Raw genomic sequence first — 13,037 nt, 5'->3', positions numbered from 1 at the left:
CCGTACTGTCTTGCCTGGCATCGCGAGGCTCGTGCCGGCCTTTTGCGCAAGTCGGCCGACGGCTGTGCCCCTCGCCGATTCCGGCTTGTGCGGCACAGGCACATCCGATGCTTGTCGAAAGGGACAGACGGTATATCTTCGAAATCAGTACTTTGATCTGATGCGCCAGATACGACTTTGCCTGGTACCTGCCCGATGCGCGCTTTCATCGTTTCCTCGATCGCTGCCTCCGCCTCCCCCGCCGCCGCGTTCGACCGGCTCGCGACTGCCGCGCTCTTTCTCGCGCCGACGCTGGTGCTGACGCTGCGCGGAGGCGCCGGCTATTGCTATTTCGTATTGCTGGCCCTCTCGCTCGGGGGTGCCTTCGTCCATCGGCACGATCCGCTTTACTTCGCGCCGCTGCGGCGGTACCGCGGGTTCACGATCGCGATGCTGGCAATTCCGTGTGCGATCGTTGCTCAGCAACTGGTCGGACATTTCTACATTCCGCGTCAGTTCGAAGCACACTCGCGCTTCATGTTCGTCTTGCCGATCTTTGTCGTGCTGTGCCATCTGTCCTCGCGCCAGCTCCGTGCGCTCGGCTGGGGCTGCGCGGCCGGCGCGATCCTCGCGGGCGGCTGGGCCGCGTGGAGTGTCCTGGGTACGGGGCCGACCGATACCATGCGATTCAGCAATGCGTTCACGAATGCAATTCCCTTCGGCGATACCGCGCTGCTGCTCGCCTTTCTTTCGATCTTCACGCTCGGCTGGGACGCGCGGCGCAGCGGGGTCGTGCTCGCGGTCAAGGGGCTCGGGCTGCTGGCTGGCGGCTACGTGTCCTACCTGTCCGGCACACGCGGCGGCTGGCTTGCGGTGCCCGTGTTCATCCTGTTGCTCGGGCTCCAGTTTGGTTGGTTTGCGCACTGGAAACGGATCGTGATCGCCCTGTCGGCCATCCTCATCGCCACCGCCGCCCTGCTGTCGACCTCGCTCGTTCAAGAGCGCGTCGGCGCCGCGAGCGCCGATTTCGTCGAATTCGGGCGGGGCAACTCCCATACCGCGGTTGGCCTGCGGTTCCGGCTTTGGGAAGCCTCATGGCAGCTCTATACCGAGCACCCGGTCTTCGGTGTCGGCAAGGGGCATCTCGAACAGGCGCTCGGGGAACTCGTGAGCCGCGGGCTGGCCACGGAGGACATCGTCAACGAGCGCGCGCACAGCGATAGCTTCTCGACGATCGCGGAATTGGGTACGATCGGCCTTGCCTGCCTGCTGCTGTTTTATGGCGGTGCCATCGCGGAGTTCCGGCGGGCGCGTCGCTCGGCTGACCCGGCGACGACAACGGCCTGTTATGCGGGTCTGGCCGTCATGTTGAGCACGCTGGTCTACGGGCTGACGATCGACGTGCTGGTCCCCCTCATGAATACGACGCTGCTCGCGCTTTTGATCGCGGGATTTCTCGCCATGGTCGAGGCGCGTCGGCGCGAAATGTCGTCATCATCTTCCCAGCGCTCGTGTTCGAATACCTTGCCCTCGGAGCCGCCGACTTCAGAGCGCCATTAGCCTGCAAAGTGCGCGTACATGGGCATCGACGCCCGGGTCATAGACAACGCTTGCGGCCGGATCGGCGACGCGGGGATTCGGCCCGCGTACACGCTCGAGCGCCGCGCTGATTGCACGGTCGAAATCCGCCGGATCCGCACGCGAAAACTCGATCTTCGCATCGCCGGCGACCGCCTCGGCCGAACCCACATTGTCGGCGATCACGAGCGGCGTGCCGCACATCACCGATTCGACCCCGACCAGCCCAAACGGCTCGTAGACCGACGCGACCACCGTGAAGTCCGCGGCGCGAAAGAGATTCTCGATGTCCTTGCAGTACCCCACGTAGCGGATCGTCTCGCTCGTCTTCGGCACGGGGCGGCCAGCCACCACGAGGCAGATCGGCAAAGTGGTCTTTTCGAAGAACGCTTCGAGTAGCGCGTAGCCTTTGCGCTCATGGCTGGTCGACGAAAACACGAACACCGTGCGATCGTCGGGCAAACCGAACCTGCGGCGCAGCGCCATGCGCTCGGCAGCGTCCGCCGGTCGGAACCGCCCGGTTTCGACCGGCGGATAGTGCACGTGGATACGCTCGGCCGGCACGCCGTACACGCGCTGCAACTCCACCGCCATGCGCCGCGAATGCGCGATGACCGCGCGGGCACTTCCATAGGTCTTGCGTTCGAGCCCGATCTGCCAGCGGTCGCTGAGCCTCAGGCGGCGCCCCGTGGTTTCGACGAAGCCCGAATGCGTGCCGCCGCACAGCGCAAGATCGGCGATGGCCGGATGATTGATCGACAACACGTATGCATGGGGATGTGCGCGCAGGCGGCGCCTGAAAAGCCAGGCGAACGCTAGGTTGCGCAGCTTGCCGGGTGCCCAGCGCACGTCGAGCCGCTGCGCATCGACCCACGCGGCCTCGGGCAGATCGCGATCGATCTTGCGCGCGTAGAGCGTCGGCCTGATGCCCAAACGGTGAAAACCCGCCGCGAGATCGCGCATATAGCGTTCGGCACCGCCGCTATTGGTCATGGCCTGCGCGGTCACGACGAGTTCGGCGACCGGCAGGATCGAATCGGCGGAATCGGCGGGTGCGGGACGGCGGACATTCGGAGCAGACAAGGGCAACCTCTACTGGGCAAGTTGTCCGGCCCCCCGCGCACGGCAGCGGCAGCCGCAAGCGGTGGACGGCGGGCTGAATCCGACCGGACAGGAAGATGAAAAGACGCTTTGAAAAGTGCAACGGGAAGACGCGGCGCAAGGATGCATCGATTGTAATTGACGCGCTCCGATCGATGATGGCCCGCGCCCGAACACCGATTAGAATCTAACCCGCGCCCACCCTTTGTGACTTGCATGAACAGCTCTCCGCCCCGGCCGCTCGTCTCGATCCTGTTGATTGCATTCAACCAGGAAACCGTGATCGCAGACGCCGTTCGCGCCGCGCTCGCCCAGACCTACGAACCGCTCGAGATCCTGATCTCCGACGACAATTCGCGCGACAGAACCTTCGAGATCATCGAAGCGACCGTGCGCGACTACGCGGGACCGCATCGCGTCTCGATCCACCGGAACGAGCAAAACCTCGGAATCAGCGCTCATCTGTCGGCGCTGGCCATGCGCGCGCAGGGCGAACTGCTGTTCGTCGCGGCGGGTGACGACGTATCGGCACCCGAACGCTGCGCGCGGGTCGTCGACTACTGGATCACGCGCGAACGCCGCCCCGATCTCATCGCCACGGACCTCGTCGACATGGACGATGCAGGACAGACCCATGAACGCCTTGCTCCGACGGAACTCGATGCCTATCGAAGTTTCGACGACTGGCTCGCGAAACGGCCGCACCTGATCGGCGCCGCGCACACCTGGTCGCGCAGGTTGTTCGAGCGCTTCGGCCCGTTGATGTCGGGTGCCGCGGCCGAAGACCAGTTGATGACTTTCCGGGCGATCATATCGGGCGGTGCACTGAGCCTGCGCGAGCCGCTGGTCCGCTATCGACGCGGCGGCCTGTCGCGCAAGCGGCGTTACGCGAACGTCGCCGCATTCGTCGAGCGCATGCGGCTGTCGAATCGCCATGCCCTCGCCGAAGTCGCCCAACTGCAGCAGGACGCGGACATCGCGGGGCTTGGTGTGCGCATGCGCGAACACCTTGCACCGAAGCTCGCGCGCGAGCGCTATACGGAGTCGATTTTCGAGGCGAAAAGTCTCGGTGCGCGCGTTCGCCTCTTGCTGGGCTCAGCCGGCGTCAAAGCGGGCTTCCGGATTCGAATGTTTTTCTATGCGGCCTGCCCTGCTGTCTATGCGCCGGTATTCTGGCTCAAGCGCGCGGCACGCGGAGCACGCCCATGAAGCAGGACATGATTGACCACGACGCCCCGCCACGCGACGCCACCATGCGGGAAGACCAGAGGGGCGCCGCATTCCAGGAGTCCGGCACGCAGGAGACGATAGCTCGCCCGCCAGCGGGTGAGATCGCCACCCTGAGCGTGATCATCATCACCCGGAACGAGGCGCACAACGTCGGCGACTGTATCGCGTCGATCCACCCGCTCGCCCATGAGATCGTCGTCGTCGACTCGGGCAGCACCGACGACACGATCTCGATCGCACGAACCGCGGGCGCCACGGTCATCGAGACGTCCGACTGGCCCGGCTTCGGCCCGCAAAAGAACCGTGCACTCTCCTACGCCACCGGCGAATGGGTGCTGTCTCTCGACGCCGACGAACGGGTGACGGACGCCGGCCGCGCCGAACTGGCCGCGATACTGACCGCGCCGCGTACCGCGTCGCCGCCCTGCGCGGCTTATGCGTTGCCGCGCCTGTCGCAGTTCTGCGGTCGCTGGGTCCGGCATTCGGGCTGGTATCCCGATCATGTGACGCGATTGTTCCGGCGCGGCACCGCACGCTTCAGCGACGATCTCGTCCACGAAAGGATCGATGTCGAGGGCACCGTCGAACGGCTCCGCGAGCCCCTGCATCACTACAGTTATCTCGATCGCAAACAGGTCGAGGACAAGATCGACCGGTACGCGCAGGCCGGTGCCGAGCAGATGTTTCAGCGCGGCAAGCACTATGGGCCGCTCAAACCCTACCTCGCGGGCGGCTGGGCGTGGATACGCACCTGGATACTGCGCGCCGGTTTTCTCGACGGCGCGGCGGGCGCGGGCATCGCAGCGATGAACGCGCGCTCGACCGCTCAGAAGTATCTGCGACTGCGTGTCATGCGGCAGAAGCGTATGCCCCCGTGCGGGTGCGGTTGAACTCGGGGGGGCGATCGAACGCCCCGGGCGGACTAACTGAGAAGACGAACCACAGGGCTAGCTGAGCGGGTCAACCGGGCAAATCACTTGAACGCCCGCTTGATGCGGCACATGAACAAGGCACGCCGGTATCGGCTGGTCTGCTCCGGCTCGGAGACGGCAAGCGTATCGCCCGCCAGCTGGCAGCGCCGCAGATAGTAACGATCGAACGTGGCCTGCGTGATCCCCCATTTGTGCAGAAACTGACGGCGCCCGTCGTTCTTCACAATCTTCGAGGTGCTCTTCTGCTGGAAGTGGTAGACGAGGGAATCGCCGATCCCGAGAAAGACGCGGCAGCCCGCATCCCACATCTTCATCGAGAAATCGTTGTCGCTGCTCATGCCCGGACTCAGCTCGCTGCTGTAGCCACCCAGGCGCTCCCACCACTCGCGATGCACGAGCGTCGGCGGCCAGGTGGCACCGAGCCAGTCCGGACGCTTCAGGGACGGCGCGGCGGCCAATAGTGCCGGCGCATTGAAGCTCGGCACGTCGCGCCCGAAGTTCCCGACGACGACACAGGGGTTGCGGGTGTCGACCGGCTCGATCATCGTGCCCGACAGCATGAACAGGTTCGACGGCATCTTCGGGATCCGGCGCGCGAGCGCTTCATCCCAGCCTGGACAACAGTACATATCGTCGTTCATATAGACGACGTAGTCGCGAATCGCACGCGCGGCCGCCCAGTTGACCCCATGGCAGATGCCGATATTGGCCGGCGATGCCGTGTACTCGAGTCCCTCGTGCTTGACCCATTCGAGCGTGCCGTCCGCCCCGTCGTTCACATGGATGATCAGCTGGTGCTCGTAGGTCGAATTACGGCGCAGGCTGTCGACGCACAGTTGCAGGTGCGCGATATTGTTCCAAGTGGGAATGATGATCGAAAACATCGAGACCGTTCCGATGGCGAAGCCACCGAGCAAGAATGCCGACGGCCCTCACCATGAGGGCCGCCGCAATATCAATAAAGGATGTCTACACTCAAGCGCGCGTCGGCCGCTTTCAAGGCCGTGAGCAACGCGTCGGAGGGTTTGATCCGCCATGCATCACCGAGCACGACCTCGCTCTCAGCCATGTCGCTGCGGTAATGGACGCTCACCGGCAGGCTGCTGCGCACGGGCGTGTTGTCGCGCGGTGCACCGCGGCGTGCACCGCCATAGCCGCCGCCATTGCCGCCGAAACCTCCGCCACCACTGCCGTTGCCGCCACCAAAGCTGCCGCCGCTCTCTCCATATCCCCCACGCGTGCCCTGGCCGCCACGTCCCGCCACCCCTTCGGCCACGGCCGCCGGGACAGGCTCATCCACAGCACGATGGGGTTCGAGCAAGGCACGCAGCAGGCGCGCGTCGGCATTGCCGTTCAACGACAGGCGCAGCGAGCGCGCGAACCGCGAACGCGCACGCTCGAGGTCCATCACCGTATCGACTGTGAAGCGCAGGCCGCCCGAGAAGCTATCGTTGCGCGCCATGCCCTGCACGACGAGCAACTCGTCCTCCTTGAACAAGCCCTTGTTCGCCTCATAGGTCTCGTTGAAGATCGTCGCCTCGACCTGCGCGGAGCCATCGTCCAGCAGCGCGATCATCATCTTGCCGCGCTGGGTCATCTGCGTGCGCAGGCTCGTGATGATGCCCGCGACAAGCTTGTCGCGTCCCTCGTTGAGATCGGACAGCTTGGTCCGCACGAACTGCCTTATCTCCGCGCGATAGGCATCGAACAGATGGCCCGACACAAAGAAGCCGAGCGCCGCTTTCTCTTCCTGGAGGCGGCGCTTTTCGGGCCATGCCGGTTCGGCAACCAGTACATGCGCGGCCATGCCTCCATCATCGGCGTCCATCTCGAACAGGCCGCCCTGCATCGCGTTCGCGCTGACCTGTTCGGCGGCATCCATCGCGAGCGAGACCGAGGCGATCAGTTGCGCACGGTTCGGGTTCAGCGAATCGAATGCCCCCGCGCGAATCATCGCTTCAATGGTCCGCCGGTTGACGACGCGGCGATCGATGCGCGAGCAGAAATCAAACAGATCGGTAAACGGTCCCTGCGCGCGCGCGCGCAGGATTTCCTCGATCGCCCCCTGCCCGCTACCCTTGATCGCACCGAGCCCATAACGGATCGTCTTCGCACGGCTGCCATCCGCCTCACCCACGGGTTCGAAGCGGTAGGCCGACTGGTTCACGTCCGGCGGCAATACCGCCATGCCATTGGCCAGGCAATCCTCATAGAGAATCTTCACCTTGTCGGTGTCGTCCATGGCGAGACTCATATTCGCCGCCATGAATTCGGCCGGATGGTGCGCCTTGAGCCAGGCGGTCTGGTACGCAAGCAGCGCGTAGGCTGCCGCGTGCGACTTGTTGAAGCCGTAGCCCGCGAACTTCTCCATCAAGTCGAAGATCTCATCGGCTTTGGTGCCGTCGAGACCGTTCTTCGCCGCGCCCTCGCGAAACAGCTCGCGATGCTGGGCCATTTCCTCGGCCTTCTTCTTGCCCATCGCCCGGCGCAGCAAGTCGGCCCCGCCGAGCGAGTAGCCGCCGATGATCTGCGCCATCTGCATCACCTGCTCCTGGTAGACCATGATCCCATAGGTCTCCTTGAGCACCGACTCGACACGCGGGTCGGGATACTCGACGACTTCGCGGCCGTGCTTGCGCGCGCAGAAGCTCGGGATCAGGTCCATCGGACCCGGCCGATAGAGCGCGACGAGGGCGATGATGTCCTCGAAGCGGTCGGGCTGCGCATCCTTGAGCATGCCCTGCATGCCGCGGCTTTCCAGCTGGAACACCGCGACCGTATTGGCCTTCTTGAGGATCGTGAACGATGCCGGATCGTCGAGCGGCACCTGTCCGAGATTCCAGTCTTTTTTCGACGCGTCGAGCCGGCGGATGTAACGCTCGGCCCAGTCGAGGATGGTCAGCGTGGTCAGGCCCAGAAAGTCGAACTTGACGAGGCCGACTGCTTCGACATCGTCCTTGTCGTACTGGCTGACCGTGCCGCCTTCCTCGCCCTGCGTATAGAGCGGGCAGAAATCGGTGAGCTTGCCCGGCGCGATCAACACGCCGCCCGCATGCATGCCGACGTTGCGGGTCAGCCCCTCGACGCGCTGGGCGAGTTCAAGCAACTGGCGGACTTCGTCTTCGTTGTCACGCCGTTCGGCAAGCGCCGGCTCTTCCTTGAGCGCGTCGTCGAGCGTGACGAGCTTGCCCGGCTTGAACGGAATGAGCTTCGCGACACCGTCGGTGAAGTTGTAGCCGAGATCGAGCACACGCCCGATGTCGCGCACCGCGGCCTTCGCGGCCATCGTGCCGAACGTCGCGATCTGCGAGACCGCATCGGCGCCGTACTTGGTCTTCACGTACTGGATCACACGATCGCGGCCTTGCTGGCAGAAGTCGATGTCGAAGTCGGGCATCGACACGCGCTCGGGATTCAGGAACCGTTCGAACAGCAGGTTGTATTTGAGCGGATCGAGGTCGGTCACGCCGAGCGCGTAGGCGACCAGCGAGCCCGCGCCGGAGCCGCGCCCCGGGCCGACCGGCACGTCGTTGTTCTTGGCCCAGTTGATAAAGTCCGCGACGATCAGGAAGTAGCCCGGGAAGCCCATCTTGATGATGGTGCCGCACTCGAACTCGAGCCGCGCGAGATAGGTCGGACGTTGCCGGTCACGCTCCTCGACGTTCGGATACAACTGTTCGAGGCGCTGCTCGAGTCCCTCTTTCGACAACTGGACCAGATAGTCGTCGAGCGACATGCCGTCCGGTGTCGGAAACAGAGGCAGTTTCGGCTTGCCGAGTTCAAGCGTGAGATTGCAGCGCTTGGCGATCTCGACGCTGTTCGCGAGTGCCGACGGCAAATCGGCGAACAACGCCGCCATCTGGTCCTGCGTATGGAAAAACTGCTCGACCGTAAAGCGCTTCTGCCGGCGCGGGTTGGCGAGAATATCGCCTTCCGAGATACAGACTCGCGCCTCGTGTGCCGTGAAGTCGTCGGCGCTCATGAACTGCGTCGGATGCGTCGCGACGACCGGCAGTTGCAATTCCGCCGCGAGGCGCACCGCCTGGCCCAGATAGGCCTCGCTGCCCGGCTGGCCCGCGCGCTGGACTTCGATATAGAAGGCACCCGGGAACAATCCGGCCCAGCGCCGCGCATGGCGGCGCGCGGCATCGGCATTGCCCGCCGCGAGCGAAAGGCCGATATCGCCTTGCTGGGCGCCCGAGAGCGCGAGCAGACCTTCGGCAAGGCCGCCTTCGTCGAGCCACGAGACCTCGATTTCGGCGCGGCCGCGATACTGGTTGGTGAGCCAGGCCTTCGACAGCAACTCGCAAAGATTGAGATAGCCAACCTTGTTGCGCACGAGCAGCAATAGGCGGCCGGGTTTGTCGCGGTCGTCGGGATTGGTGATCCAGACGTCGCAGCCGACGATCGGCTTGACGCCCTTGTCACGCGCTTCCTTGTAGAAGCGCACAAGGCCGAACGCATTCGCGAGGTCGGTCAGCGCGAGCGCGCCCTGGCCGTCCTCGGCGGCGGCCCGCACGGCATCGTCGATGCGCACGACACCGTCGGCGATCGAGAATTCGGAATGCAGGCGCAGATGAACAAAGCGAGGTGAAGACATGGGCGAATTGTACCTTTCAAGCACGACGGGACGGAATGCCCAAAAACGGGCCGACTCACCGTGCGTTTGACGAAATATGAATTCAGGCCAGGACTCAAACGGCCGATTACGTGCGATTACCGTCCCATGGCGTCGCGCCGGGGCCCTGCACGCCCGTCGCCGCGTGCGATCGGCGATAATACGGGTCCATCTTCGCCTTCGTTTTTTGCCACATGAGCATCGTCAATCTGGCCGCCTACAAGTTTGTCTCGATCGAGTCCACCGCCGACTGGCGCGAGCCGCTGCGCGCGCGCTGCGAAGCGCTCGGCCTGCGCGGGACGATCCTGCTCGCACCCGAAGGCATCAACCTCTTTCTCGCGGGGCCGCGCGAGGCGACCGACTCCTTTCTCGACTACCTGCGGCACGATGCGCTGTTTGCCGGCAAGTTCACCGACCTCGAGGTCAAGGAAAGCCTCTCGGACCAGCAGCCGTTCCGCCGGATGCTCGTGAAGCTCAAGCGCGAAATCATCACGATGCATTCGCCCGCGATCCGCCCGGAAGCGGGTCGCGCCACCGAGGTCGATGCCCGTACGCTCAAGCGCTGGCTCGATGCCGGCCGCGACGATGGCGGCCGGCCGGTGGTGATGCTCGATACGCGCAATGCTTTCGAGGTCGATGTGGGCACCTTCTCGAACGCGATCGACTATCGGATCGACAAGTTCAGCGAATTTCCGCAAGTGGTCGCCGAGCATCGCGAAGATTTCGAGGGCAAGACCGTGGTCTCGTTCTGCACGGGCGGGATTCGCTGCGAAAAGGCCGCGATCCATATGAAAAACGTCGGCATCGACCATGTCTACCAGCTCGAGGGCGGCATCCTCAAATACTTCGAGGAAGTCGGCGGCGAACACTACGACGGCGACTGCTTCGTGTTCGACCATCGCACCGCGCTCAACCCGAGGCTCGAACCCGCGGCGACGGTCCAGTGTTTCTCGTGCCGGGCGACCGTCGATGCGACGGATCAGCGATCGCCCAACTACCAGTCCGGCGAATACTGCCCCGCCTGTTACGCGCTCAATCGCAAGGCCCTGGCCGCGGCATCCGATGCCGGTGACGCACGGCATGCCTGAGCGCGGCGCGAGCACAGAGCCCCCCTATTGCGGCCGGTTCGCGCCGTCGCCGAGCGGCCCGCTGCATGCGGGGTCGCTGGTGAGTGCGCTCGCAAGTTTTCTCGATGCGCGCGCGCATCACGGTCGTTGGCTCGTGAGGATTGAGGATATCGACGGGCCACGTACCATGGCCGGGGCGGCCGAACAGATTCTCCAATCGCTCGATCGTTTTGGCATGCGCAGCGATACCCCGCCGATCTGGCAAATGCAGCGTCTCGCACACTATGAGCACGCGCTCGAACGCTTGATCGAAGCGGGCCGGGTCTATCCGTGCGGCTGCACGCGCAAGGAGATCGCGGATTCCCTGACGAATCTGCGCGAACGCCATCAGACCCTCGCCTATCCGGGTACCTGCCGCGACGGCTTGCACGGCAAGCCGCCGCGCGCCTGGCGTCTGCGCGTGCCGGACGGCGAGGACGCCGTCATCCGTTTTGAAGATCGTTGGCTGGGACCCCAGCAGCAGGACCTCGCGAGCGAGGTCGGCGACTTCGTGCTCAAGCGCGCGGATGGGCAATGGGCCTATCAGCTGGCCGTGGTCGTCGACGACGCCGACGCGGGCATCACGGATATCGTGCGCGGTGCCGACCTGCTCGATTCGACTGCGCGGCAGATCTACCTTCAGCGCTGCCTGTCGCTACCGACGCCGCGTTATTTGCACGTGCCGGTGGTCAACGACGCTTATGGAGAAAAGCTCAGCAAGCAAACGGAGGCACAGGCAATCGACGACGCGCATCCGCTCGAGGCGCTCGCAGCAGCAAGCCGCCATCTGGGCTTGCTCAAGGCAAGCGAAGCGACGACGCTCGATGCGTTCTATGGGATAGCGATCGAAGAATGGGCGGCGAAGTTCGAACAGCCTTCAGAAGGCCGACCGCCCGGGCCTTAGTCTTCGGTCTTGCGACGCAGGCCGCCGAGCAATGCGGCGACTTGGCGCTTCGGCGCCTTGCGTTCGGAAGCGCGATTCGTTTCTTCAGCCGCCAGCGAACTGGGTGACGGTTCGTAGGGCTTGGTGAAGATGTCGTCATGAACAAGCGGCGCGGGCTGGAAACGCGGCCGATCGCGGCGGCGACCGCTGTCCTCCTCGAAGCGCACGCGTTCGCGGCGCACGCCACCACCCTCGCCTTCCTCACGGTGACGCGAAGGACGTTCGCCGTCACGACGCGGCGGCCGGATGCCGTCGTGCTCACGCGCCGGCGTCACCGTGACGACGAGCGTGCCGCGGTCGAGCGGGCGCTTGATCAGCTTTTCGATATCGGCCAGTTGCTTGCGTTCGCTCGGGCTGCACAGCGACAGCGCGTCGCCCGAAGCACCTGCCCGGCCGGTGCGGCCGATCCGGTGCACATAGTCCTCGGCGCTGAACGGCAGGTCGAAGTTGATGACCGCGGGCAACTCGGCGATATCGAGCCCGCGTGCGGCCACGTCCGTCGCAACGAGCGCTTCGATCTGGTTGTTCTTGAACGCTTCGAGCGCCTGCATGCGCTCGGACTGCGTGCGGTCGCCGTGAATCGCGGCGGCCACGATGCCTGCCTTCTCGATCTGCTTGGCCAGACGGCTTGCGCCGATCTTGCTGTTGCAGAACACGAGGACCTGCTTGAGCCCGCGCTCGCGGATCAACTGGACGACCGCGCCCGTCTTGTCCCCCTCACCGACTTCGAAGACGATCTGCGTGACATTGGTCGCGGTGGAGTTGCGCACCGCCGTCTCGATGGTCTGCGGATCGCGCAGGTAACTGCCCGCGAGCTTCTTGATTTCGTTGGAGAACGTGGCCGAGAACAACAGCGTCTGCCGTGAGGCCGGCAGCAGGTTCAGGATGCGCTGGAGATCAGGCAGGAAACCCATGTCGAGCATCCGGTCCGCCTCGTCGAGCACGAGCATCTGAACCTGGCCCAGATTCGCGGTCTTCTGCTGGACGTGGTCGAGCAGCCGGCCAGGCGTCGCGATCAGAATCTCGACACCGCGGCGCAGAGCCTCGGACTGCGGATTCATATCGACACCGCCGAACACCACGGCGCTGCGCAGCGATGTGTACTTGCCGTAGGCGAAGACGTTCGCGGCGACCTGGTCGGCGAGCTCACGCGTCGGCGTCAGGATCAGCGCGCGGATCGGATGGCGCGCCGGCGATGCGCTGTTGCTCGCGAGCGGCAACAGGCGCTGGAGAATCGGCAGCGAAAAGCTCGCTGTCTTGCCCGTGCCCGTCTGCGCCGCGCCCATCACGTCGCGACCGGACAGGACGACCGGAATCGCCTGCGCCTGGATCGGCGTCGGAATCGTGTAGCCTTGCTCGAGCACTGCCTTCAGAATCTCCGGCGCGAGGCCAAAAGAATCGAACGTCACGGCTGGCGCCGCGGACGGAGGCATTGCAGCAAGTTGGCCGAACACGTCAGGCGTGCCGGCTGGGGGAGCAGAAGTATCGGGCATAGTTATCTAGGGAGGCCTTTCGCACCGGCGGCGCTTACCGCGCTGCGCACGTGTTGG

At 64.6% G+C, this 13,037-nt stretch carries 9 protein-coding genes; 5 read left to right on the top strand and 4 right to left on the bottom strand.

Annotated features, from left to right (window positions below):
* Positions 1–195 precede the first annotated feature (195 nt).
* Positions 196–1,539, top strand: coding sequence for an O-antigen ligase family protein (locus tag HV670_RS11335; RefSeq protein WP_175104873.1), 1,344 nt, complete (start codon positions 196–198; stop codon positions 1,537–1,539).
* On the opposite strand, the gene HV670_RS11330 is transcribed toward HV670_RS11335, so the two are convergent.
* Positions 1,525–2,640 (bottom strand): glycosyltransferase, encoded by a 1,116-nt coding sequence (locus HV670_RS11330; protein ID WP_246257228.1) that lies wholly within the window; start codon positions 2,638–2,640, stop codon positions 1,525–1,527. The genes HV670_RS11335 and HV670_RS11330 overlap by 15 nt on opposite strands.
* A 234-nt stretch (positions 2,641–2,874) precedes the next feature.
* On the opposite strand from HV670_RS11330, the gene HV670_RS11325 reads away from it, so the two are divergent.
* Together HV670_RS11325 and HV670_RS11320 are read left to right on the top strand one after the other, a co-directional pair.
* Complete coding sequence (locus HV670_RS11325; RefSeq protein ID WP_175104872.1) at positions 2,875–3,867, top strand: glycosyltransferase family 2 protein; 993 nt, start codon at positions 2,875–2,877, stop codon at positions 3,865–3,867.
* A complete protein-coding gene (locus HV670_RS11320) occupies positions 3,864–4,778 on the top strand; it encodes a glycosyltransferase family 2 protein (protein WP_246257226.1) in 915 nt (304 codons plus the stop codon). The genes HV670_RS11325 and HV670_RS11320 overlap by 4 nt, the downstream gene beginning before the upstream one ends.
* Before the next feature lie 83 nt (positions 4,779–4,861).
* Here the strand turns inward: HV670_RS11320 and HV670_RS11315 are convergent, their stop codons facing one another.
* Both HV670_RS11315 and dnaE read right to left on the bottom strand, forming a co-directional pair.
* On the bottom strand, positions 4,862–5,704 hold the full coding sequence (locus tag HV670_RS11315; protein ID WP_175104871.1) for a glycosyltransferase family 2 protein: 843 nt from the start codon (positions 5,702–5,704) through the stop codon (positions 4,862–4,864).
* Between the two features lie 71 nt (positions 5,705–5,775).
* On the bottom strand, positions 5,776–9,420 hold the full coding sequence (gene dnaE / locus HV670_RS11310) for a DNA polymerase III subunit alpha (protein WP_175104870.1): 3,645 nt from the start codon (positions 9,418–9,420) through the stop codon (positions 5,776–5,778).
* Between the two features lie 212 nt (positions 9,421–9,632).
* Here dnaE and HV670_RS11305 point away from each other — a divergent pair, with 212 nt between their 5' ends.
* Together HV670_RS11305 and gluQRS are read left to right on the top strand one after the other, a co-directional pair.
* Positions 9,633–10,526, top strand: a complete 894-nt coding sequence (locus HV670_RS11305; RefSeq protein ID WP_175104869.1) for a sulfurtransferase — start codon at positions 9,633–9,635, stop codon at positions 10,524–10,526.
* Positions 10,501–11,448, top strand: a complete 948-nt coding sequence (gene gluQRS / locus HV670_RS11300) for a tRNA glutamyl-Q(34) synthetase GluQRS (RefSeq protein ID WP_246257223.1) — start codon at positions 10,501–10,503, stop codon at positions 11,446–11,448. The genes HV670_RS11305 and gluQRS overlap by 26 nt, the downstream gene beginning before the upstream one ends.
* Here gluQRS and HV670_RS11295 read toward each other — a convergent pair.
* Positions 11,445–12,920, bottom strand: a complete 1,476-nt coding sequence (locus HV670_RS11295; protein WP_217478410.1) for a DEAD/DEAH box helicase — start codon at positions 12,918–12,920, stop codon at positions 11,445–11,447. The genes gluQRS and HV670_RS11295 overlap by 4 nt on opposite strands.
* Positions 12,921–13,037: the final 117 nt, after the last annotated feature.

This window comes from Pararobbsia alpina (assembly GCF_902859895.1).
Lineage (GTDB): Bacteria > Pseudomonadota > Gammaproteobacteria > Burkholderiales > Burkholderiaceae > Pararobbsia > Pararobbsia alpina.
The sequence above is the reverse complement of the archived record's forward strand: the minus strand, read 5'-3'. Positions and strand labels throughout refer to the sequence as shown.

Bases quoted from the DNA above. Each gene is read 5' to 3' on its own strand.
- HV670_RS11335 (WP_175104873.1), top strand. From the start codon at position 196: ATGCGCGCTTTCATCGTTTCCTCGATCGCTGCCTCCGCCTCCCCCGCC.
- HV670_RS11325 (WP_175104872.1), top strand. From the start codon at position 2,875: ATGAACAGCTCTCCGCCCCGGCCGCTCGTCTCGATCCTGTTGATTGCA.
- HV670_RS11320 (WP_246257226.1), top strand. From the start codon at position 3,864: ATGAAGCAGGACATGATTGACCACGACGCCCCGCCACGCGACGCCACC.
- HV670_RS11315 (WP_175104871.1), bottom strand. From the start codon at position 5,704: ATGTTTTCGATCATCATTCCCACTTGGAACAATATCGCGCACCTGCAA.
- dnaE (WP_175104870.1), bottom strand. From the start codon at position 9,420: ATGTCTTCACCTCGCTTTGTTCATCTGCGCCTGCATTCCGAATTCTCG.
- HV670_RS11305 (WP_175104869.1), top strand. From the start codon at position 9,633: ATGAGCATCGTCAATCTGGCCGCCTACAAGTTTGTCTCGATCGAGTCC.
- gluQRS (WP_246257223.1), top strand. From the start codon at position 10,501: ATGCCGGTGACGCACGGCATGCCTGAGCGCGGCGCGAGCACAGAGCCC.
- HV670_RS11295 (WP_217478410.1), bottom strand. From the start codon at position 12,920: ATGCCTCCGTCCGCGGCGCCAGCCGTGACGTTCGATTCTTTTGGCCTC.